Annotated in this window: 19 protein-coding genes and 2 tRNA genes; 9 read left to right on the forward strand and 12 right to left on the reverse strand. The window is 59.8% G+C overall.

The genetic code is table 11. The features are described 5' to 3' along the window. The first annotated feature begins 25 nt into the window (after window positions 1-25). The 3 genes from ABD833_RS17575 (at window position 26) to ABD833_RS17585 (ending at window position 5,017) form a co-directional block, all read left to right on the forward strand. Window positions 26-391, forward strand: coding sequence for a four helix bundle protein (locus ABD833_RS17575; protein ID WP_345074780.1), 366 nt, complete (start codon window positions 26-28; stop codon window positions 389-391). Window positions 392-425: 34 nt separating this feature from the next. Then, window positions 426-3,512: an efflux RND transporter permease subunit gene (locus tag ABD833_RS17580; protein WP_345074781.1), complete on the forward strand. Its 3,087-nt coding sequence runs from the start codon at window positions 426-428 to the stop codon at window positions 3,510-3,512. An 89-nt stretch (window positions 3,513-3,601) separates the two neighbouring features. Beyond that, window positions 3,602-5,017: a TolC family protein gene (locus tag ABD833_RS17585; RefSeq protein WP_345074782.1), complete on the forward strand. Its 1,416-nt coding sequence runs from the start codon at window positions 3,602-3,604 to the stop codon at window positions 5,015-5,017. 31 nt (window positions 5,018-5,048) lie between these two features. Here the strand turns inward: ABD833_RS17585 and ABD833_RS17590 are convergent, their stop codons facing one another. The 10 genes from ABD833_RS17590 to mltG all read right to left on the reverse strand — a co-directional run bounded on the left by ABD833_RS17590 (window position 5,049) and on the right by mltG (window position 13,167). After that, window positions 5,049-6,311: a zinc dependent phospholipase C family protein gene (locus ABD833_RS17590; protein WP_345074783.1), complete on the reverse strand. Its 1,263-nt coding sequence runs from the start codon at window positions 6,309-6,311 to the stop codon at window positions 5,049-5,051. Window positions 6,312-6,402: 91 nt separating this feature from the next. After that, entirely contained in the window at window positions 6,403-7,698 is a 1,296-nt protein-coding gene (locus ABD833_RS17595; protein ID WP_345074785.1) for a sugar MFS transporter, read from the reverse strand. Between the two features lie 122 nt (window positions 7,699-7,820). Further along, a complete protein-coding gene (locus tag ABD833_RS17600) occupies window positions 7,821-8,021 on the reverse strand; it encodes a hypothetical protein (RefSeq protein WP_345074786.1) in 201 nt (66 codons plus the stop codon). Next, a complete protein-coding gene (locus tag ABD833_RS17605; RefSeq protein WP_345074787.1) occupies window positions 8,018-8,842 on the reverse strand; it encodes a hypothetical protein in 825 nt (274 codons plus the stop codon). Before ABD833_RS17605 ends, ABD833_RS17600 begins: the two co-directional genes overlap by 4 nt. A 256-nt stretch (window positions 8,843-9,098) precedes the next feature. Further along, window positions 9,099-9,485: a LamG domain-containing protein gene (locus ABD833_RS17610; RefSeq protein WP_345074788.1), complete on the reverse strand. Its 387-nt coding sequence runs from the start codon at window positions 9,483-9,485 to the stop codon at window positions 9,099-9,101. Between the two features lie 367 nt (window positions 9,486-9,852). After that, window positions 9,853-9,937, reverse strand: a tRNA-Ser gene (locus ABD833_RS17615). 82 nt (window positions 9,938-10,019) lie between these two features. Further along, window positions 10,020-10,106, reverse strand: a tRNA-Ser gene (locus ABD833_RS17620). Window positions 10,107-10,259: 153 nt separating this feature from the next. Continuing rightward, window positions 10,260-11,210, reverse strand: a complete 951-nt coding sequence (locus ABD833_RS17625; protein WP_345074789.1) for a YihY/virulence factor BrkB family protein — start codon at window positions 11,208-11,210, stop codon at window positions 10,260-10,262. Between the two features lie 117 nt (window positions 11,211-11,327). After that, window positions 11,328-11,828: an acyl-CoA thioesterase gene (locus ABD833_RS17630; protein WP_345074790.1), complete on the reverse strand. Its 501-nt coding sequence runs from the start codon at window positions 11,826-11,828 to the stop codon at window positions 11,328-11,330. Between the two features lie 262 nt (window positions 11,829-12,090). Beyond that, window positions 12,091-13,167 carry an endolytic transglycosylase MltG gene (mltG, locus tag ABD833_RS17635; protein ID WP_345074791.1) on the reverse strand — a complete coding sequence of 359 codons (1,077 nt, stop codon included), beginning with the start codon at window positions 13,165-13,167 and terminating at the stop codon, window positions 12,091-12,093. 362 nt (window positions 13,168-13,529) lie between these two features. Here mltG and ABD833_RS17640 point away from each other — a divergent pair, with 362 nt between their 5' ends. Both ABD833_RS17640 and ABD833_RS17645 read left to right on the forward strand, forming a co-directional pair. Then, a complete protein-coding gene (locus tag ABD833_RS17640) occupies window positions 13,530-15,341 on the forward strand; it encodes a T9SS type A sorting domain-containing protein (RefSeq protein ID WP_345074793.1) in 1,812 nt (603 codons plus the stop codon). Window positions 15,342-15,518: 177 nt separating this feature from the next. Beyond that, window positions 15,519-16,151: an L-threonylcarbamoyladenylate synthase gene (locus ABD833_RS17645; protein ID WP_345074794.1), complete on the forward strand. Its 633-nt coding sequence runs from the start codon at window positions 15,519-15,521 to the stop codon at window positions 16,149-16,151. A gap of 77 nt (window positions 16,152-16,228) precedes the next feature. Here ABD833_RS17645 and ABD833_RS17650 read toward each other — a convergent pair whose 3' ends face one another. Then, complete coding sequence (locus tag ABD833_RS17650) at window positions 16,229-17,116, reverse strand: lysophospholipid acyltransferase family protein (RefSeq protein ID WP_345074796.1); 888 nt, start codon at window positions 17,114-17,116, stop codon at window positions 16,229-16,231. Further along, window positions 17,113-17,997 (reverse strand): hypothetical protein, encoded by an 885-nt coding sequence (locus ABD833_RS17655; protein WP_345074798.1) that lies wholly within the window; start codon window positions 17,995-17,997, stop codon window positions 17,113-17,115. The genes ABD833_RS17650 and ABD833_RS17655 overlap by 4 nt, the downstream gene beginning before the upstream one ends. A gap of 279 nt (window positions 17,998-18,276) precedes the next feature. On the opposite strand from ABD833_RS17655, the gene ABD833_RS17660 reads away from it, so the two are divergent. From ABD833_RS17660 to ABD833_RS17675, 4 genes are all read left to right on the forward strand, one after another. After that, complete coding sequence (locus tag ABD833_RS17660; RefSeq protein WP_345074800.1) at window positions 18,277-18,909, forward strand: WbqC family protein; 633 nt, start codon at window positions 18,277-18,279, stop codon at window positions 18,907-18,909. Window positions 18,910-19,028: 119 nt separating this feature from the next. Then, window positions 19,029-21,647 carry an ATP-dependent Clp protease ATP-binding subunit gene (locus ABD833_RS17665; protein WP_345074801.1) on the forward strand — a complete coding sequence of 873 codons (2,619 nt, stop codon included), beginning with the start codon at window positions 19,029-19,031 and terminating at the stop codon, window positions 21,645-21,647. Window positions 21,648-21,751: 104 nt separating this feature from the next. Next, window positions 21,752-22,324: a Uma2 family endonuclease gene (locus tag ABD833_RS17670; protein ID WP_345074802.1), complete on the forward strand. Its 573-nt coding sequence runs from the start codon at window positions 21,752-21,754 to the stop codon at window positions 22,322-22,324. Between the two features lie 98 nt (window positions 22,325-22,422). Next, the coding region (locus tag ABD833_RS17675; protein WP_345074803.1) for an acyl-CoA carboxylase subunit beta at window positions 22,423-23,223 on the forward strand (801 nt) is incomplete at its 3' end.

Raw genomic sequence — 23,223 nt, forward strand, 5'->3', positions numbered from 1 at the left:
CTAATTACTAATTGACCGAGTGTACATGAAAGAGAATAACGTGGTTCTTGCTAAAAGCTACGCTTTTGCAGTTCGAATTGTGCGGCTCAGTCAATTTTTAGTTAAGGAAAAACAAGCGTATCAATTGGCAGACCAGATTCGACGGAGCGGCACTTCCATTGGTGCCAATATGGAAGAGGCGGTAGGTGGACTGTCCCGCAAGGACTTTGTGGCTAAGTGCGGTATTTCCTATAAAGAAACCCGTGAAACTCATTATTGGCTGCGCCTGCTGCGCGACACAGAGTATATTGATGCGGCACAAGCCCGTTCTCTCCTAAATGATTGCGAAGAATTATTAAAAATTATCACTGCCATTATTCGCTCGTCGAAAGAAACCGATACCAATTCTTAATTATTAATTCCTAATTACTAATTAAAGACGAAGAATGAGTCTTTCCTCCACCAGTATCAACCGCCCGGTCCTCGCCATCGTGATGAGCCTGGTCATCGTGATTTTCGGCGTCATCGGGTTTCGCTACCTCAGCATCCGGGAGTACCCGAGCGTGGACCCACCCATTATTTCGGTATCGGCTTCCTACACCGGGGCCTCGGCCGACGTGATGCAGGGGCAGGTGACGGAGCCGCTGGAAGAAGCCCTGAACGGTATTGCGGGCATCAAGAACCTGACCTCCAACTCCCGCGACGGCCGCACCCAGATTACGGTGGAGTTTGACCTCGACGCCGACCTGGAAACCGCCGCCAACGACGTGCGCGACAAGGTGTCGGGGGCCCAGGGCCGCCTGCCCCGCGACATCGACCCGCCCGTGGTGAGTAAGGCCAACGCCGACTCCCAGCCCATTGTGCTGACCTACCTCAGCTCCAACCGGCGCAACCTGCTGGAGCTGACCGACTACGCCAACAACACGCTCAAAGAACGCCTGCAGACCATTCCGGGCGTGTCGGAAGTGCGGGTGTACGGCGAGCGGAAGTATTCTATGCGCCTGTGGATGGACCCCGTGAAGCTGGCGGCGCTGGGCGTGAGCCCCGTAGACGTGCAGGCTGCCCTGACCCGCGAAAACGTGGAGCTGCCCAGCGGCGCCGTGCAGGGCCAGAACACCCAGCTCACCCTGCGCACCATGGGCCGCCTCACGTCGGTAGCCGACTTCAACAACCTGATTATCCGCAAGGATGCCTCTTCCCTGGTGCGCTTCTCCGATATCGGCTACGCGGAGCTATATCCCGAAAACGACCAGACCATTTTCCGCGTCAATGGCGTGCCGGGGGTGGCGCTGGCCGTTATCCCCCAGCCGGGCTCCAACCAGATTGATATCGCCGACGAGTTCAACAAGCGCATCAGGCTCTACGGCAAGGACTTACCCCAGGATCTGGAACTGCGACCGGCCATCGACAACTCGGTGTTTATCCGCAACTCCATCACGGAAGTCGAGCACACCATTATTGAGGCGTTCGTGCTGGTGGTGGTCATCATCTTCCTGTTCCTGCGCGACTGGCGCTCGACGCTGATTCCGGTGGTAGCCATTCCGGTGTCGCTGGTGGGGATTTTCTTTGTCATGTACCTGCTCGACTTCTCCATCAACGTACTCACCCTGCTGGCCATCGTCCTGGCCATTGGCCTCGTGGTCGACGATGCCATTGTGGTGCTGGAGAACATCTACTCCCGTATTGAGGACGGCGAAGACCCTAAAACGGCCGCCATCAAGGGCTCGGAAGAAATTCTGATGGCCGTTATCAGCACCACGGTAGTGCTGGCGGCGGTGTTTCTGCCCGTCGTGTTTCTGACCGGCATCACGGGCCGCCTGTTCCGCGAGTTCGGCATCGTGGTGGCCGGATCAGTATTGATTTCCGCCTTCGTCTCGCTGACGCTGACGCCCATGATGTGCTCGGTGCTGCTGAAGCGCCAGGAAAAGCACAACTGGTTTTACCGCAAAACCGAACCCTTCTTCGTGAAGATGATCGGCGGCTACCAGAACAGCCTGCAAACCTTTTTGCGCAACCGCTGGCTGGCCTGGCTGGTGGTAGCGGGCACGGGCGTGGGCATCTGGTTTTTCATGCAAGTGATTCCCTCCGAGCTGGCCCCGGTGGAAGACCGCAGCCGCGTGAACGTGAATGCCACCGGCCCCGAAGGTGCTTCCTATGAGTTTATGGACGAGTACATGGCCCGCCTCACCAAACTGGCGGTTGACTCGGCCGGCCCCCAAAACCTGAGCAGCGTATTCACGGTGACCTCGCCGGGCTTTGCCGGCGGCTCCAACTCCGGCATTGCCCGCGTGCTGCTGGTGGAGGCCGAGCAGCGCCCCCGCACCCAGCAGCAGGTTTCCGATGCGCTGAGCGCGGGTGTTAGGAACCTCTCAGCCGCCCGCACCTCGGTATCGCAGGACCAGAGCATCGGCGGCGGCGGTGGTGGCCTGCCGGTGCAGTTCGTGGTCCAGACTCAGGATTTTGAGAAGCTGCGCGTGGCCGTGCCCAGGTTTCTGGATGCCGCCCGCCAGGACCCCACCTTCCAGTTCGTGGACGTGAACCTGAAGTTCAACAAGCCCGAGCTGCGGGTGAACATCGACCGCGAAAAGGCCCAGAGCCTGGGCGTGAGCGTGCAGAGCATTTCGCAGACCCTGCAATCGGGTCTGAGCGGGCAGCGCTTCGGCTACTTTATCCGGGACGGCAAGCAGTACCAGATCATCGGGCAGGTGGCCCGCGAAGACCGCAACCAGCCGCTGGACGTGCGCCTGCTGTCGGTGAAGAACAACGAGGGCCGGCTCGTGCAGCTCGACAACGTGATTCGCCTCACCGAAAGCAGCACCCCGCCCCAGCTCTACCGCTTCAACCGCTACAGCTCGGCCACGTTCTCGGCTTCGCTGGCCCCCGGCAAAACCCTGGGCGACGGCATCGCCGCCATGCAGGCCATTGCCGATAAAAGCCTGGACGAAACCTTCTCCACCGAGCTGTCGGGCGCCTCGCGCGACTTTCAGGAAAGCTCCTCGTCGCTGGTGTTTGCCTTTGGCCTGGCCCTGGTGCTGATTTATCTGGTGCTGGCCGCGCAGTTCGAGAGCTTCCGCGACCCGGTTATCATCATGGTCACGGTGCCGCTGGCCCTGTCGGGGGCGCTGCTCAGCTTGTGGTATTTCAACCAGACGCTGAACCTGTTCTCGCAGATCGGCATCATCATGCTGGTCGGCCTGGTAACCAAGAATGGTATTCTGATCGTGGAATTCGCCAACCAGCGCGTGGAGCAGGGCGTGGACTACATGACCGGCCTGGTGGAAGGCGCCACGGCCCGCTTCCGCCCCATTCTGATGACGAGCCTATGCGCCATTCTGGGCATTCTGCCCATCGCCGTTGCCACCGGCGCGGGGGCGCTGAGCCGGCGCGCCATGGGTATCGGCGTAGTCGGCGGGCTGTTTTTCGCCACGGGTCTCACGCTGTACGTAGTGCCGGTGATGTACTCCTACTTCGCCACGGCCCGCAAGCACAGCGCCCGGAAGAAGGACGACCAGAAAAAAGCCGTTACGGCCTAGTAGCAACCTGTAAGCAGCGCTTCTCTTGGGAGGCCTGTTGCTCGCCCCATTTTTATCTTCGAATGCCGTTTTCCGCTCGTTTTCTACTTTTGCCCGCTTTTGCTCTGGGGCTCGTGGCCCTGCCCTACCGGAGCCTGGCCCAGCAGCCGGTGCTGATGCCGCAGCAGCCCGCCACCCAGCCCCGGGCCAAACCCCAGACGGCTAAACCGGTCACCGTGGCCCCGGCCGCGCCCCTGCCGCTGGCCGAAGCCATCCGGCTGGGGCTGGAAAACAACTATAACATCCGCCTTTCGCGCACCGACGAGCAGATTACCGCAAACAACGTGACCCGCGGCAACGCCGGCCAGCTGCCCACCGTGAACGGCAACCTGACCCGCTCCTTCAACCGCAACAACGTGCGCCAGGAGTCCTCGGGCCGGCCCGAGCCCAGCACGGCCAACAATGCGCAGTCGAACCTGCTCAATGCCAACGTGGCCGCGACCTGGACGATTTTCGACGGGCTCGGGATGTTCATTGCCTACGACCGGCTCAAGGCCCTCAACCAAAGCCAGCACCTGCTCACCCGGGCCACGATGGAGGAAACCGTAGCCGGCATCACCGACGCGTATTATGCCGTGGTGCGCGAGTCGGGCAAGATCAAGTCCATTGAGGAAGCGCTGAAAATCGGGCAGGCCCGCATCGACCTGACCCAGGCCCGGGTAGACGTGGGCGTGAGTGCCAAAGCGGAAGTGCTCACGGCCCGGGTAGACTACAACGCCGACCAGTCGGCCCTGATCCAGCAGCAGGAGGCCCTGACCACCGCCAAAATCAACCTCAACAACCTGCTGGGCCGCACGCCCCGCCTCAATTTCAGCCCCGCCGACTCCATCGTGGTGGCCCGCGACCTGAACCAGGCGGTTATTACGCAGGGTATTATCCAGAACAACCCCCGCCTGCAGCAGGCCAAAACCAACACCGAAGTCGCTACTTACGACCGGAAGCTGGTGCGGGCCTCGCGCTTTCCCCAGGTGGGCCTCACCTCGGGCTACGGCCTGAACCGCAACGTGAACGGGGCCGCTTTCTTCGGTAGTCAGCTCGTAACCAACACCGGCCGCACCTACGGCCTCAACTACGGCGTGGTGGCCTCAGTCCCTATTTTCGACGGGTTCAACCGCAGCCGCCTGGAGCAGAATGCCCGCGTTGGCGAAGACCAGAGTCAGCTCCTGCTCGGCCAGGCCCAGCTCCAGATTGAAGCCGACGCCGAGCAGGCCTACGCCCAGTACCAGAACCGCCTGCGGCTGCTCCAGCTGGAGGAAGCCAACATTCTACTGGCCCGTCAGAACGTGGCCATTGCCCTGGAGCGCTACCGGCTGGGGCTGCTCACGCCCCTGGTGTTGCGCGAGGCCCAGCGCACCCAGCTCGATGCCGAGGTACGCCTGCTCGACATCCGCTTCCAGGCCAAGCAGGCCGAAACCACCCTGCGCCGCCTGAGCGGCGGGCTGGTGCAGGAGCCGGCGGCGAGGTAGCCCCTCCTGGGCAGGGCCGCGTGCCTCACCCCTATTTCACCGGCAGCGCCTTCAATTCTGCTAGGGCTTCCTGGGTTTCTTTAATGGTACTGGCTTCCTTCTCTTCCTCGTCTTTGGGGGTTTTGGGCGCGTCGCCATAGAAAGCCACGATGTTCTGCTTCAGCGGGCCGGTGATGCCCTCAAACTTAGCCTTGGCCAGCTTGCGCAGCCATTCCCCGTAGGTCTTATCGGCTAACGGGTACTCTCCCGCCCTGGTCGGGTGGCCGGTATCGAAGTCCGTATTGGGCAGGCGCAGGGTCCGGGCCGGATTGTCGCGCACCTCTTCGAGCAGCGTGCAGTAGTTGGTCAGCACTGTCTTGAAGCTGGCTTTGAAGAGAGCCTGGGCCTCGGGGGTGGGCAGCTTGAACGCGAAGGGCTTGAGCGGCCCGATCTTGGGCAGCACCCGCACCGCCCAGGACAAAATGCGGGCCCCGGTTCCCGGCTGGTCGTAGCTGGTCCCAAACTCCTGACGGTACTTGCGGGAGCTTTGGTCGTAGATGAATTCGCGCCGCCGCACCTGCGGACTAAGCTTCCGGATCTCCCCGCGCTGACTCTGCCACGCGGCACGGGTAGCGGTGGGGATGAGCTGGCTCACGGCAAACCGGTAGCTGCCGATGCTCAGGTCGACGTTGGCAATCACCTGGCCCAGCTTCAGGCCGTAGGTTTTCTCAAAGGCCCGCTCCAGCACCGGCTTGCTGACCTCGAACCCAATGTGGCTGTGGTAGTCCTCGGTGCGGTAGCGGCCGGCGGCCACCTGCATCACGTCGAAGGCAAATTCGAGCTGGGTGTGCTGCTTGGGAGCCTCTTCGTAGGTAATCACGTCGCCAAACCGGGCCTTCAGATCCGGATACACTGAGGCCATAGCTTTGTTGGTTCCTTCCGGATGGCCGCTGATGTCGGCGGCGTAGTGGCCCAGGGCACCCAGGGCGAAGGCGTATTCGTTACGGTCCCGGGCTTCTTCCAGCAGGTTGCGCACGAAGTCGCCGCTGCGCACGTAGTGGGTCAGGTTGGTGAACAGCGCCGACCCGAAGGGGTAAAACCCCATATCCTGAATAATAGCCCCCCCATAGGCATGGGCCTTGGCCGCCATCAGCTGCTCGGGCGTAGCGTTAGGATAGCGGCTTTGCAGGAGCGGCAGCAGGCACTTCTTCCAGGTCGAGTCGATGTTGGCCTGGTGGGTGAGCACCGAGTAGGCGGAGGACGAAAGCGGCAGGAGCAACAAGGCGGCCACTGTGCAAAAAAGCCATTTGAGCATGTACTGAAAGCTTCCGCGCGGGACTACGACGTCGGGCCAGGGAAGCTCTGGCAGTACGCCGAAAGCTAAACCGGAGTTGTAGCCGGCTCCCTTACCCGGCCAGGCGGCGGCTGCCGCGCAGGCCATACCACACAATATAGCCGTAGCACAGCACCGGCAGGGCGAATGCCAGCCGCAACGCGTGCACCCCGCCGCCCCCCAGGGTGCTATCGGCCATGAGCCCGAATAGCGGCGGGATGATGGCCCCACCCACGATGGCGGCCGACAGCAGGCCCGAAGCATCTTCGGTGTGCCGGCCCAAGCCAGCTACGGCCAGCGTGAAGATGACCGGGAACATGATGGAATTCATCAGCCCCACGGCCAGGATGGTGACCATGGCGGTGTTGCCGGTAGTATTGATAGAGACCAGCACCAGCAGGATGGCCCCTACCGCGTTGAAGGCCAACACCCGACCAGGGCGGAGAACCCGGAGCACGCCAATACCGATAAAGCGGCCAATCATGGCGGCCCCCCAGTAAAAGGCGACCCTTACTCCCGCGGCCTGCGGACTCATTCCCAACACTTCAGGCTGGCCCAGATAGCTGACGATGTGCGAACCGATGGCCACTTCGGCCCCCACGTAGGCGAAGATGCCCACCAGGCCCAGCAGCAGATGACGATGGTGCCAGGCCCGTTGCGTATCGCCGGCCGGGGCGGGCTCATGCGCAAGTTGGGGAAGCTTTATCAGGCTCAACACCAGACTGATAACCACCAGCACGGCCCCAATCCCCAGGTACAGGTACTGCACGGCGGTGATGTCGAGCGAAGCCGCCTGCCCGGCCGAGAGCTTCTTCAGGTCCGGGAGGTGAGACAGAATCAGCACCGAGCCCAGAATAGGCGCAATAAACGTAGCCAGCGAGTTGAACGCCTGGGTCAGCGTGAGGCGGGACGAAGCCGTTTCGGCGGGCCCCAGAATGGATACGTAGGGGTTGCCGGCGACTTGCAGCGTGACGATGCCGGTAGCCAGCACGAACAGCGCACCCAGAAACAAACCGAAGGTTCGGCTCTCGGCCGCCGGGTAAAACAGGAAGCAGCCCAGCGCGGCCACCAGAAAGCCCACCAGCATCCCGCGCTTGTAGCCCAGCCGCTTCACGACCTGCCCGGCCGGCACGCCCATCACCAGGTACGCCCCGAAAAAGCAGAAATTCACCAGGTTCGCTTTGGCATAGCTCAGCGTGAAGAGGCCTTTCAGGTAAGGAATCAGAATGTCGTTCAGGCAGGTAATAAAGCCCATCATGAAAAACAAAACCGTCAGCGACGCCAGGGCCGAGGTATAGCGCGGGACCGGGCCATCGGCGGTCGGAGTCGCAGCAGAAGCGCTGCGCGGTTGGGAATTGATGAGCGCCATGGAACAGAAGGGAAAAATTCAAACCGGAGTACCATATTACGCAAATTGGCCGGTTCGCTCGCTTACCAGGGAGCAAACCGGCCACTGCGCTTCATTTGGCAGGCAAGCCGAACCCGAAAGCCTTAGCGCACGATGCTCAGCGGCCGGCTGACCGGGCGTCCCTGCGCTTCCAGCCGGTAGTAGTACAGGCCGGCCGCCAGCCCACGCGTGGCAAACGGCACCGTGTATTCGCCCACCGACCGGGGCTGAGCTTCCCGTAAGGTGGCCACCTGTCGTTCCTGCGCATCATAAGCGGCCAGCGTTACGACGGCGGCTTTGGTCATGGCGAAGGCAATAGTAGTGTGGGCGGGCGCTGCTTGGGCCGCACTACCAGCACATCGTACTGCGCCGTGCTGCGGGTGTAGCGTCCTACCCGGGTGCTGCCGTTGGCCGCTGACGAAGCATTGTTGAGCGTGTCGCCGTTGAAGCCGCCGCTGCTCTTCTTGAGCACGTAGTTCAGCAGGCGCACCTTCTCAAAGTTCTCGTAGCGCTGCTCCACTACCGGCGCGGCGGCCAGCAGCTCGGGGCCCATCAGATCGTCGAGGTAATAGGTGGTCCCCGTAGTGGCGTTAGGCTCGATGAGCATCACCAGCTGGTCGGCAGCAGTGGGCTTCACGGTGGGGTCGAAGGTGCCACCGGCCCCGGCCGTGTGGGTAAAAGTCAGCGTCTCCCGGGCGTTGGCCACGGTGGTCGGAGCGTTGAAGGTGCCGCCCGGGTTACCGTTGGGGTAGCCCGTGGCCGATTTGGTTTTATCCTGCCCCACAATCTGCACAGCCTTCCCCACGGCAGGACTGTAAAGCTTCAGGCTGATTTTCTTCGCGCCGGTCAGGTAGGGCGTGGCATCGGCCAGCCGCGGGGCCAGCGGATTAATCACGATGACGTCGAACTGCTGGCTGGCATTGCGCACGTACCGGCCCACGATGGCCCTGCCGTTCACCCCGTTGGCCGCCGGATTGGCCGCATTCTGGGTCAGCACGCCGCTCACGAAAGAATAAGCTACCCGCCGCACGTTCTCAAAGTTCTCGTAGAGGACCTGCCCTATGGCAGTCTGACCCAAAGCCGTAAGGGCTCCGAGCAGGATAAACTGCCGGGTAAAGTTGCGCATGATAGGATGGGTTAGGAAATGGGAATGAAAGATGAAAGCCCTGAGCGGGAGGGCCTGAAAGGAACGCCCGGGAGCCGGGAAGCGGTCGGCGGTAACTCAGGGTTCGGATGAGAGCGGGACGGAACCGGCGCGACTCAGCGACCCCGCCCGGGCGGCCGCCCACCTGGCCGCCCGGCCCGGGGCCGCCCCAGCGCGGCTTGTCTGTCCGCAAGGGCGGCACTGTCCCCGGCCGGGCCGGAGCAGCATCTGGTGCAGGCTATTTGTAGTTGTAGAACTTCACCCACTCCACCGGCATGCTCTGCGGAAATACCGTGTTGGCGGCGGGGTTACCGTCGAAGTCGCCGCCCACGGCCACGTTCAGAAGCAGGTAAAACGGGTTGTTGAAGGGATAAGGGGAAATTTCCGTGGGCGTGAGCGTGTAGTAAAGCTCCCCAGCGAGGTACCAGCGCAGCTTGTCCTTGCTGCGGATCAGGGTGAAAAACAGCTCATTGACGCCGGGCCGGATGCGGAGGGGGCTCTCGGACGGCGCGGCAAAACCAGCGGACACGCCCCCCAGGGTCAGCAGCACCAGCCCGACCAGCGCCAGCTTCCGGGATACCGCCCGGCGGTTTCGCAGCTGGAGCAGAGTAACAGACTGTGTCATATAGCTCCCAATTTAAGGAAACCCGCGAGTGTGATTCAGCCGTGATCTTGGGTTTTACTCTGGCCGGGATATTTCCGGCCCGGGCCGTCTGGTCGGGTGAAACCCTGCCTGTGCCGACGCATCTGGCCTGCCCATCGGGCCCTACAACTTAGCCCGCCGCCAGACCCGTAAGTAGCTGTACTCTTGCGTAAGGACCAGGCAGGCCCCTAACCCGGTTCTTCGCCGGGCGGCTGCCCCCCCCCACGCACCAACTCATTCAACTTCTACCGCTATCAAAAAGCTCCGGCTGCCAAGCCGGGCACAGCGCGCCCCGCAGCCCGCAGAACAAAAAAAGCCCCGCTTCCAGGTTGGAAACGGGGCTTTTTTGTAGAGAGCGAGGGATTCGAACCCCCGGAGGTTTAACCCTCAACGGTTTTCAAGACCGCCGCAATCGACCACTCTGCCAGCTCTCTATAGTCAATTAACAATGAGCAATTAACAATGAGCAATTAACAACGCAACTGTTCATTGCTCATTGTTAATTGCTCATTGCAGTAGAGAGGGGGGGATTCGAACCCCCGATACCCTTGCAAGTATAACGGATTTCGAATCCGTCGCGTTCGACCACTCTGCCACCTCTCTAAAGGTTCCCAATGAATGATTTCGGGAGGGCAAAAGTAGCAGGGCTTTTCGCGCGGCGCAAGCCGCCGGCTGCAATTTTTTCAACTTTCTACCCGTGGCAACTCCTGGTCTGCCGTTCCAAACAGCCAGATAGCTGTCGTTATCACTTCACTTTTAAGCTCTTACCGATTTTTTCAGCCGCCCCGTTACGGCATCGATGCTCACGTTGACCTCGAACCCCAGAATCAGCGTCATACACACGAAATCGAGCCAGACCATGAAGCCCACCAGGGCCCCGATGGAGCCGTAGAAGTTATTGTAAGAGTCGAAAATCTTGACGTAGAGGATGAACAGAAAGGAGACCAGGAAAATCAGCAGCGTGGCTACGATGGCCCCGGCCGAGATAAAGGGCCACTTATCATGCACCGGCGGCACGTAGTAGTAAATCAGGCAGGTAGTGAACAGAAACAGCCCAACCACCGAGCCGTATTTCAGCACGCTGATCAGCTGAGCCGTGAGCATCTCCGGCACAATTTCATAGTACACCAGGGCGTCGATGATATAGGTGCCGAAGAAAACCCCCGCAATGGCAAACAGCAGCACCAACGACAGCACGATGGTAAGTACCGTGGCAATGACGCGCTTGCGCAGATAGGTGCGGTGCTTAAACCAGGGGTACTTCTTCTCAAAGGCATCGAGCAGGGCCATGATGCCATTGGAGCTGAGCACCAGCGCCGTACCAAAACCGAATGACAGCAGGCCGCCGTGCGGAATGTTCACGATGTCCTCGATGGTGGAGGCGGTGGCGGCATACAGCTCCTTGGGCATCAGGTCGCCCAGAAACTGGAGGATGTCCACATTCAGGTTGGGCACCGGAATGTAGGGAATCAGGGTAAACAGGAAGATGATGGTCGGAAACAGCGCCACCGTCAGGTTGAACGACATGTAGCTGGCCCGCTTGGTGATGCTGTCCAGCTTGAGCTCCTGAATCATGCGGTCTACCACATCGTACACCGAGGCCCGGCCGCCGGCGAAGCGCATTTGCTTGAGCCACACGATGAACCTGCGGTAGGAGCGGCGACGGCGCACATCCGGCAAATGGTAGCGGCGAACAGGCAGACGCATTTTTTTCACTTAACAGTTAACAATAAGCAATTAATAATGGCGGAGCAGTTTTTTGCGGTTTTCAGTTCTCCCAACCGCAGTGGCCGGAACCAGAAATTGCTTCTTATCAAGCGATAATTATTCATTGTTCTTAATAAACGCGGCCGGCGCCGGCGAGTCATCCGACGGCTTGCGGGCCGGGGGCGTGAGCGGGCTGGTGATTTCCTCCTCGGAGAAGTACGGCACCAGCTTGGCCTGAATATCGGTCGGGATGGGCACGGGACGGCCGGTAGCGGTGCTCACGAACACCATCAGCGTGTGACCTTCGGTAAGCAGCTCGTTGGCCTCGTTGTAAATCTCGTACTCAAACAGCACCCGCGAGCCTTCGGCGGGCTGCTTCAGCATCAGGCGCACGGTGAGCAGGTCGTCGTAGCGGGCGGGGCGGCGGAAACGGGTGCGTATCTCCCCTACCGGCATACCTACTCCGTCGGCTTCCAGGTCTTTGTAGCGGATGCCCAGATGCCGGAAAGCTTCGGTACGGGCTACTTCAAAAAATGCCGCGTAGTTGCCGTGATAGACGTAGCCCATCTGGTCAGTTTCGGCATAGCGGACGCGAATCTGGGTGTCGTGGAGGTACATATTCAGTTGCCTGTTGCCGGTTGTGAGTTGCCAGTTGCCGGTTGTGAGTTGCCGGTTGTGAGTTGCCGGTTGTGAGTTGCCGGTTGCCGGTTGTGAGTTGCCGGTCGCCGGTTGTGAGTTGCCGGTTGCCGGTTGTGAGTTGCCGGTTGCCGGTTGTGAGTTGCCGGTTGTGAGTTGCCGGTTGTGAGTTGCCGGTTGCCGGTTGGGTAATGCCGGCCGCTGAACATACTGGCAACTGGTAACTCACAACCGGCAACTGAAATCATTTCATAATCCCGGCCCGGCTTAGTGCGGCCTGGTAGCGGCGGGCGTTTACCAGATGCTCCCGCTCGTTACGGGCAAAGGCGTGGTAGCCGCTGAAATCTTCCTTGGCGCAGAAGTACAGGTACTGGTGCTGCTCGGGGTTCAGCACGGCGTCGATGCTGGCGATGCTGGGCAGGTTGATGGGGCCGGGCGGTAGCCCCGCGTACTTGTAGGTGTTGTAGGGCGAATCCTTTTGCAGGTGTACGTTAAGCACGCGCTTGATGCCGAAGTCGCCGTTGGCGTACACGACCGTCGGGTCGGCCTGGAGCTTCATGTCCCGTTTGAGGCGGTTGACGTAGACGCCGGCCACCCGGGGCCGCTCGTCGGCGTGCTGCTGCTGCTCGGCTTCCACGATGCTGGCCAGGGTGCTGACCTGGGCCCGGGTGAGGTTCATCGCCTTAGCCTTGGCATCACGAGCAGGCGTCCAGAACTTCTCATACTCCTTTTTCATGCGCTGCATGAGGTTATCGGCCGTCGAGTTCCAATACAGCTCGTAGGTGTTCGGGATGAACATCGTCATGATGGTCGTCGTGTCAAAACCCAGGCTTTTGGTATAAGTCGGGCTGCTGAGCAGGCTGTCGAACTGGCCGGGGCGGGTATCGATGGCCGTGCTGAGCTTGCGGGCCAGCTCGTCGCGCAAACGGATATTCTGAAACGTGAGCTTCAGCGGCGACTGGCGGCCGGCCCGCAGATCGGTGACGAGCTGGCGGTTGGTGTAGCCATCTTTGAGCTCGTAGCGGCCGGGCTTCATCAGCTGGTTGTATTTCATCAGCTTGGCCACGAAGCGAAACGACAGCCGGTCGACAATGACGCCCGTAGCATCGAGGGAGTCCATCACGGCCTTGTAGCTTTCCCCGCGCCGAATCAGCACGTAGGTGGGGCGGCCCTTGGTTTCGACGTTGGGGGTGAAGAAAACCTGGTAGAAATAATAGGAGAAGCTGACGAACATGACGCCAATAACGGCCGTGACGGCAGCGAAACGGTTGCGCCGACGAACAGCCTTGGCTTTGGCTTCAGGACGATACGGTTTGAACATTGGGGCAGAAGCGGGAATTAGGTAGCAGAAAAATAACACCGACTGGGCTAAGGCGGCCAGCCAGCTGACCGGCAGGCCCGGCGGGGCTTCAAAAGTACGCGTTCTGCTTCTCTCCCGCTTTTTTCAATTTCGACCGGCCGGTTTCTCCCGTTGGCTGGCCCTGGCCCGGCTCAGCAACCAGCAGTTTCGGCTTTGGCGGAGGTAGTGCTTTGACGTAGCTTTACGATCCCGGGCGGCGTAGCAAACCGTTCCCACGGCCGAGCAGACTTTTTAAAGCTCGCGGCCATCAGTCATTCCGTTTCACCACTTCCCTTCATTTTCAGTTTATGTCACAACCTTACTCCTCTCCTTTCCTCCGGCGAATGGCTCTGGCCCTCGGCCTTGGATTGGGTGTCAGCACCGCCCAGGCGCAGCAGGCACCGCTGGCGCTGTATTCCTTCACGGGTGCGGCGGGTACCGAAGCCACCTTCCCGGCCGATGCTCAACCGGCCAATGCCACGTTCAGCCCCATGTCGCGCGGCACGGGCGTTACGGCATCGGCGGGTGCCAACACCTTTTCCGCTACCGGCTGGAGCATGACGGCGCTGGATGCCACCGACTATTTCAGCTTCACGGTGCAGCCGGCCGGCGGCTTCAGCGCCCGCCTCGACAGCATTGTACTGGATGAGCGCCGCTCCGGCACGGGCATCACCACCTGGGTTTTGCGCTCCAGCCGCGACAACTTCATGGCCAACGTGATTACGGTGACGGTACCGGACGATACCGAAACCCGCGCCAACAAGCGGATCGAGCTGCCCCTCGCTGCCTTTGCCAATGTGACCACGCCGGTTGAATTCCGCCTTTTCGGCTACAATGCCGAGGCGGCCACCGGCAGCTGGCGCATCGACAATGTGCGCACGTACGGAGTGTTGTCGCCCGTTACGGGTGGGGTTCCTACCGTATCGTTCGGCGCCGCCAGCGCCACGGTAGTGGAGAATGTGGGTACCATCACGGTGCCGGTTACGCTCAGCAGCGTCAGCACCCGGGCCATTAGCGTGGATGTGGTAGTAGCCACTCCGGCCGGCACGGCTACCGCTCCCGCCGACTATACGTACACGACCCAAACCGTCACCTTCCCGGCCAACTCCACCACTGCTCAAAACGTGACGGTAACCGTGGTTGACGATGCCGTAGCGGAATCCGACGAAACCGTAATTCTGAAGCTGCAGAACGTAGCCCCCGCCGGCAGCGCCGATGCCTCGACGGGTACTTACACGCTCACCATCCAGGACAACGACAACACCAGCGGCCCTACCATTTTGACCGTAGCCGCCGTTACCGCCAACGACGCCGCAGGCGTACCCACCCGGTTGGGCAGCACGGTAACCGTACGGGGTACCATCTACGGCACCAACACCCGCACTGCCGGCTACCTGCTGTCCGTTATTGACCCTACCGGCGGCATTGGCATTTTCGCCTCGGCCAACATCGGTACGCCGGCCATTATGCTCGCCGAAGGTGACTCCGTAGAAATAACGGGGGCCGTAGCGCAGTTCCGCGGCCTTACCCAGCTCACGGTGACGAACATCGTACCGGCCGGCCGGGCCCGCCGCATCTACCAGCCCCGCACCCTGACCGGGGCCCTGACTGAAAATGACGAATCGGAGCTGGTGCGCATTGCCGGCCCGCTGACCTCCGTCGATCCGGCGCAGTGGACGACGACCTCCACTGCTGCAGGCTACAATGTTGACGTACGCGACGCCGCGGGCACCATCTATCAGCTGCGCATCAACCTCAGCACCACGGCTTACAACATGCCCGCGCCAACTGGTCCGTTCTCGGCTACCGGCCTCGGCGGCCAGTTCGACACGACCACGCCCTTCACCGAAGGTTATCAGCTGGTGCTACGGCGGGCGGGCGATATTGCGTTGGTCTCCGCTGCGCGGGAGCCGGCTTTCGCCCGCAATATCAGCCTGTATCCTAACCCCGCCACTACTACCCTCACGTTGAGCGTGGGCGCTGCCGGACGTGGAGCTACCGTTGAAATCGTGAACCTGCTGGGCCAGCGCGTGCAGCACCTGATAGCCACCCAGGAGGCAGTTGCGCTGGACGTAACGGCCCTGCAAGCAGGGGTGTACGCCATTCGCTTCACCACCAAAGAAGGCTCGGTTACCCGCTCGTTCGTAAAGCAATAAAGGATTTTAGTTTATTTGAAAAGAGCCCTGGCTATCTAGCCAGGGCTCTTTTTTTGACTGCCGGGCAAGTAAACCGTAACCCAACGGACAAAATCCGCGAATGAGTGGCAGTTATGTGATGCTCGTGTTACCTTGCCGCTCTCCCCGCCGTTTTTCACTCTTCCCTTGCCTTCGTCTATGGCCGCCACTCTGCTCCGCATCCACCCCGACAACCCACCCCAGAACCGTATTCAGCAAGTGGTGGACGTCCTGCGCAAAGGCGGCATCATCATCTACCCCACCGATACGGTATACGGCATCGGGTGCGACATTCACAATGCCAAGGCCGTGGAACGGCTGTGCCGCATCAAGGGCCTGAACCCGGACAAGGCCAACCTCAGCTTTATCTGCTCCGACTTGTCGCACATTGCCGACTACGCCCACGGCATCACCACGCCGGTCTACAAAGTCATCAAGAAGGCGCTGCCCGGGCCTTTCACCTTCATCTTTGAGGCCAGTGCCAAAGCGCCCCGCCAGGGCGGCAACAAGCGCAAAACCGTGGGTATCCGGGTGCCCGACAACACCATCATCATCCAGCTGGTCAAGGAGCTGGGCAACCCCATCTTCAGCACCTCGGTGCGCGAGGACGAGAATACCCTCGACGAGTACGTTACCGACCCCGACCTGATTTTCGAAAAATACCGCCTGCTCGTGGACCTGATCATCGACGGCGGCTTCGGCAACAACGTGCCCAGCACCATCATCGACTGCACCAACAATGACTTTGACCTTATTCGTCAGGGTGCCGGCGACATCGAGCAGTATCTGTAAGGGGGGGGCAATAGGGAGTTGCTGTTCAATCCACGCCGCTTCGCGTTGGCTAGACATCAACTCACCAGTGCACAACTTCACCGCTTATGCTTCCACCGCCGGTGCGTCCAGAGGTAGTCGCTGGGCAACGCCCGGATGTCGCGTTCCAGATGCCGGACGAAGGCGTCCGTAATAGCAAACTTGCCGGGCTCCAGCGGAGCATCGCCGTCGTAAAGCTCCGTCAGCACAATTTCGTAGTAGCCCCGCCGCTGCCGCTGGATGCTGACGTATACCACCGGATAATGAAACTGCGCGGCCAGCCGGTCGGCGCTGGTATAGAACCCCGAATCCTGGTGCATGAACGTCGTCCAGTACGGCTGATCCTCGGGCCCGGCGGCCTGGTCTGACAGCAGGCTCACCACCCGCAGGTCGCCCCGATTCCGGACTAGGTTGCGCAACGTTTCGCGCATCGGAATAAGCCGGGCCCCGGTACGGGTCCGCAGACGATACATGAAATCCTCGAAAAACGGGTTCGACAAAGGTTTGTAGACCCCATCGGCGCGGGCTGATAGCCACACGGCGCCGGAAGTCAGCACCCATTCCCAGTTGCCCGCGTGGGAGCTAAGTCCCAAAGCCGTACGCCCCTTGGCATGCCACTGCTCCAGCACCTCCGGATTGCGAAAAAACACGCGCCGTTTGAGTTCCGCCGGGGTCATCACGCCTAGTTTCAGGGTTTCGACCATTACTTCGGCAAAGTGGCGGTAGAACTGCCGGGCAATGCGCCGTATCTCAGCATCCGTTTTTTCCGGGAACGAGTTGCGCAGATTTGTCAGCACTATCTGCTGCCGGTAGCGGATTACAAAGGCCAGCAGCAGATAGATGCCATCGGCCAGCCCGTAGAGCAAGCGCAGCGGCAGGTACGCCAGCCCAAGCAGCAGCCATTCCAGCGGACGGTAATACCAGGGATATTTTCGGGGTGGGTTCATCGCGACAGCGCCGCGCCGGCCGGAGCATACTCTGCTGGATTGCGGCGCAGGAGGGTTTTCTGGGCCGAAAGTAGCTTATTTTTCGCGTCACGAACCTCCACTGTCAGGAAGTAGTCGCCCGCGGGGAGCTTGCTGATGTCCACGTTGCCCACGACCGGAGTACTCCGCCCGGCCATGCCGGTAGCCGAAGCAGCAGTAGTCAGCAAATCTTTTACCCCATCTGCCGGCCGGATGCGATACCGCAATTGCAATGCCTGATCCGGGGCCGCATTATACAGTTCAGCGTAGAAGAACAGCTGATCGGCCCCGCGGGCATACAGGCCCCCGGGAGCCCGCGTCAGACTGAAATTGCCCCGGATAAAATTACTTTGCTCCAACGATTTCGACGCTGGCCGGGCCAACACAACAATATCACTGACTATCAATCCCTTGGATTCGGCCTCCAGCACCAACGGCACATCTACCACCGTCACGCGTCCGCCACGGTACTGGTCGCGTACGTGGCCGCGGAGCGTGTACGCACCATCGGGCAAGGCAATGCGCTTCTGAAAGCTGACCGGATTTTTCAGACTAATTGTCGTGTCACTCAGCACCGGGGGCTTCAGGGTGATGGTTTCCTGGTAGACGGCAGTGCCATCAGATTTCAATACTTCCAGCGTAAGCGTCGCGGCCGCCTGAAATAATTTAGGGCCCCGGCGCTTATAGATCAGCGCCTGCCCTGGTACGGTAGCGTATATTTCCACCACGCTGCCCTTCACCGACAGATCCTCATTGCGAAAACGAGCCACGTCGAGAATCAATAATGGCGGCGCGGCCGCTTCGGCCCCGCTAGCGGCGAGAAAAAATACCACCACAGACCAAAGAGAGAACAAACGTGTCATGCTAGAGTGATTGTATGAAAGTACATTTTCCGTAGAAGGCTACTGCGCCGGCAATTGGTTCAGTAGCGGTAGTCGACAGCTAGAAAAACTTCAACTTTATTCATCATGGCCACAACCTGCTTCACTCAGCGGTAATCGAGCCTGAAAACCGGCTCTGGGGGCTCTGATCTCAGCCCAACCCGTTGGCTTGCCGCCGCGGATGCGGTTGTATCCTTGACCAACATTAGTCTTCCTGGCTGGTATTTGTACTATTGAGCACCTGTTTTTTCTCCCGTCCCTATGCCCGTTCTGTTTGAAGCCCAGTACAATCCGCCAACCACCTTCTTTGCCGCGCTGGCCGGAGCCGACGCCTTGCGGCTGGAACGGCATGAGCATTACCACAAGCAAACCTACCGCAACCGCTGCCTGATTCTGACCAATCAGGGCGTAAAGCCGCTTACCATACCCGTAGTGAATGGCAACCGCAGCGGAAAAGTGTTGACTTCGGCTTTGGAAATCGACTACCGCCAGAACTGGGTGCACACGCACTGGCGCAGCCTGCAAACCGCTTACGGCGGCACGCCGTACTTTGAATATTACGCCGACTACCTGCACGACATCTACGTACAGAAACCCCCGCTCCTTTTCGACCTGAACCTTACCCTGCTGCACTTTTATCTGCGCTGCCTGCGGCTGCCGATTCCCGTCGAATTTACCGCCGACTATCGTCCAGCCTACCCTGATTCAGCCGTGCTCGACCGGCGTGATTGGCTGACTCCAAAAGCGCTGCCACTGCCCGAACCTGACACTACGTCCGGCCTGGGGTCTCTCCGACCCTATCCGCAGACGTTTGGTAAAGATTTTGTACCCGGGCTCAGTATATTAGACCTGCTTTTTATGCAGGGCCCGGCCGCCGGCAGTTTTCTTACGTAGCACTACTGTTGCCGCCGAACCTTCACCCGACTCTGCCTGTTTTCAGGTTATATCGGCCCAACCCGCTCAGGCAGCTTAAGCTGTTGCGGGGTTCTGTTTTTCTTTACTACCTTATTTGCATGGAAGCTAAATTCTCAAATCGAGTCAAGGAGGTCATCTCCCTGAGCCGGGAAGAGGCCATCCGGCTCGGGCACGACTATATCGGCACCGAACATCTGTTGCTAGGCATGATTCGCGAAGGGGAAGGCACGGCGATTGGGTTGCTCAAGAAATTGGGCGTATCCGTCGACGAGCTGAAATACGCCCTCGAGCAAGCCACCCGCAACACGGCCACGCAGGGCACGAGCATCACCGGCTCCATTCCGCTGACCAAACAGACCGAGAAAGTCCTTAAGATTACTTACCTCGAGGCCAAAATCTTCAAAAGTGAAATCATCGGCACGGAACACCTGCTGCTTTCGATTCTGCGTGATGAAGACAATATTTCGTCCCAAATTCTCAGCAAATTCAACGTGAACTACGAAGCCGTTCGCGACTCGCTGGACTACCACGGCAACACTGCCCCCACCGACCGCGCCCCCGACACTGACGACGATGACAACGACCGCCTCTTCGGCGGCGGCGCGGGCAAAGCCGGCGCCGGCAGCTCCTCGGCCCCCAAGAAGCCCGGCGAAAAGTCCCGCACTCCGGTGCTCGACAACTTTGGCCGCGACCTGACCAAGCTGGCCGAGGACGACAAGCTCGACCCTATTGTGGGCCGTGAAAAGGAGATTGAGCGCGTCGCCCAGATCCTGAGCCGCCGTAAAAAGAACAACCCCATCCTGATCGGTGAGCCCGGCGTGGGTAAAACGGCTATTGCCGAAGGCCTCGCCTTGCGCATCATCCAGAAGAAAGTGTCGCGCGTGCTGTTCGGTAAGCGCGTGGTCACGCTCGACCTGGCTTCGCTGGTAGCCGGTACCAAGTACCGCGGCCAGTTTGAGGAGCGCATGAAGGCCGTGATGAACGAGCTGGAGAAGTCGCCCGACGTGATTCTGTTCATTGATGAGCTGCACACGATTGTGGGTGCCGGCGGAGCTTCGGGTTCGCTGGATGCTTCCAACATGTTCAAGCCGGCGCTGGCCCGGGGCGAGATTCAATGCATCGGGGCTACCACGCTGGACGAGTACCGGCAGTACATTGAGAAAGACGGCGCCCTGGCCCGTCGTTTCCAGATGGTGATGGTCGACCCGACCACGCCGGAGGAAACCATCGAAATCCTGCACAACATCAAGGATAAGTATCAGGACCACCACCACGTAGTGTACACCGACAAGGCCATTGAGGCCTGCGTAAAGTTGTCGGACCGCTATATGAGCGACCGGTTCCTGCCCGACAAGGCTATCGACATTCTCGATGAAGCCGGCGCGCGCGTGCACATCAATAACATTGTGGTGCCCGAGGATATCCTCAAGCTCGAAGAGAGCATCGAGAACATCAAGACGGAGAAAAACCGGGTGGTGAAGTCGCAGAAATACGAGGAAGCCGCCCAGCTCCGCGACAAGGAGAAGAAGCTCCTGGAGCAGCTCGACACCGCCAAGAAGAGCTGGGAGGACGAAACCAAGAAGAAGCGCTACACGGTGAAAGAGGAAAACGTGGCCGAGGTTATTGCCATGATGACCGGCATTCCCGTGGTGCGCGTGGCCCAGAACGAAAGCCAGAAGCTGCTCAATATGGGCGAAGAGCTGCAGGGCCGGGTAATTGGTCAGGATAAAGCCATCAAGCAGCTGGTGAAAGCCATCCAACGCACCCGCGTAGGCCTGAAGGACCCGAAAAAGCCGATTGGCTCGTTCGTATTCCTGGGTCCGACGGGCGTAGGCAAAACGGAGCTGGCTAAGGTGCTGTCGACGTACTTGTTTGATAAGGAAGACTCGCTCGTCCGGATCGACATGAGCGAATACATGGAAAAATTCAGCGTATCGCGGCTGGTAGGGGCACCTCCCGGCTACGTGGGCTACGAAGAAGGCGGGCAGCTGACGGAGAAAATCCGCCGCAAGCCATACTCGGTAATCCTGCTCGACGAGATTGAGAAGGCCCACCCCGACGTGTACAACCTGCTGCTCCAGGTGCTCGACGATGGTATTCTGACCGACGGCCTCGGCCGCAAGGTGGACTTCCGCAACACCATCATCATCATGACGTCCAACATCGGAGCCCGCGACCTGCAGGACTTCGGCGCGGGTATCGGTTTCGGCACCAAAGCCCGGGTTGATGGCATTGATGATATGATGAAGGGCACCATTACCAATGCCCTGAAAAAGACTTTCTCGCCCGAGTTCCTCAACCGTTTGGATGACGTTATCGTCTTCAACTCACTGGACAAGAAGGACATCCACAAAATCATCGACATCTCGCTGGCCAAGCTGCTGAGCCGGATTCAGACGTTGGGCTACAAAGTAGAGCTGACGGAGAAAGCCAAGGACTTCGTGGCCGAGAAAGGCTATGATCCGAAATACGGCGCGCGTCCGCTGAACCGGGCTATTCAGAAGTACATCGAAGATCCGATTGCCGAGGAAATCCTGAAAGCTGAAATCGTGCAGGGTGACGTCATCACCGCCGATTATGCCGAAGGCGCTGAGGAGTTGACCTTCGCGGTATCGAAGAGCGGCGAGAAGCCCAACCTGGCCAGCGACGAGCGGCCCGAGGAAGCGCCCGAGCCGACGGACGATGAGCCGAAAGACAACAAGAAGAAGGGCGAGTAATCGTCCGGATTAATTAAGAGGCCGGTTCCGCGAGGAGCCGGCCTTTTTTGTTGCCGCACCTGCCTTATTTTGGGTATTTTTGACAATACTGAATTTCTTCAGCTATGAACGCACCGCAAAAGACTACCTATACCCCGGAAGAATATCTGGCCATTGACCGATCTGCTGAGCACAAAAGCGAATTCTGGGATGGGCAGATTATGGCCATGTCGGGGGCGCAGCAGGAACACCTTGAAATTGTGCGCAACATCTCAGGACACTTTTTCTCTCGCCTGAAGAAGGGCTGCAGTGCCTATACCAATGACACGCGCATTCACATTCCGGTAAGTGGCAGCTATACGTATCCGGATATTGCCGTAATCCGTGGTAACAAGGAAACCACGGCTGATTCCTTCGATACGTTTACCAACCCCATCTTACTGGTCGAAGTCCTGTCGCCCAGCACCGAAGCTAATGACCGGAGCGCAAAGCTGCTGCGCTACCTGAGCATTGCTTCGCTACGCGAATATTTGCTGGTAAATTCCCGGACGCTGGAGGTAGTGCTCTACACCAAAGACCCGGAATCAGGGCGCTGGTACGTGACGACGGCCGAACAGCTGACCGACGTTGTCCGCCTGCCAAGCGTGGATTGTAACCTGACGCTGGCCGAGATGTACCAGGGGGTAGAACTGGCGTAGGCCAGTGGCAGCCACCTGAAAAGCCGCCCAAAACTGTGCGGCTTTTTTTGCGGGGTTGCGTTACCTTTGACCTCACTTCTCATCCCACCATTTCCTCAATGTCCGACCCGCACGCTGACGCCCAACTGAGCAAACTCGAAGTTCTCGACCGAAAAAACCAGGAGGCCCTGCTCGGCGGCGGCCAGGCCCGCATCGATGCCCAGCACAAAAAAGGCAAGCTCACCGCCCGGGAGCGGGTTGATCTGCTAATGGACGAGGGTTCGTTCGAGGAAATCGGCAAGTTCGTGATGCACCGCTCCAAGGACTTCGGGCTGGACAAAGAGTACTACCTCGGCGACGGCGTAGTGACGGGCTACGGCACGGTGAACGGCCGGCTGGTCTACGTCTTCTCCCAGGATTTCACGGTGTTCGGCGGCTCGCTGAGCGAAACCCACGCCGAGAAAATCGTGAAGATCATGGACCTGGCCATGAAAAACGGCGCGCCGGTTATCGGACTCAACGATTCGGGCGGGGCCCGGATTCAGGAAGGCGTGGTGAGCCTAGGCGGCTACGCCGATATCTTCTACAAGAATACCCTGGCCTCGGGCGTGGTGCCGCAGCTGTCGGCCATCATGGGGCCGTGTGCGGGCGGGGCGGTGTATTCGCCCGCCATTACGGACTTCGTGCTGATGGTGGAAAACACGAGCTACATGTTCGTGACCGGCCCGAACGTGGTGAAGACCGTGACCCACGAGAACGTGACCAGCGAAGAGCTTGGCGGTGCCAGCACCCACTCTACCAAGAGCGGCGTGACGCACTTTTCGTGCGCCAACGAAGTAACCTGCATCACCAACGTGAAGCAGCTGCTGAGCTACATGCCCCAGAACTGCGAGGAAACGGCCCCGATGGTACCCTACGAC

The sequence above is a fragment of the Hymenobacter fastidiosus genome, from assembly GCF_039539565.1.
GTDB classification, from domain to species: Bacteria; Bacteroidota; Bacteroidia; order Cytophagales; family Hymenobacteraceae; genus Hymenobacter; species Hymenobacter fastidiosus.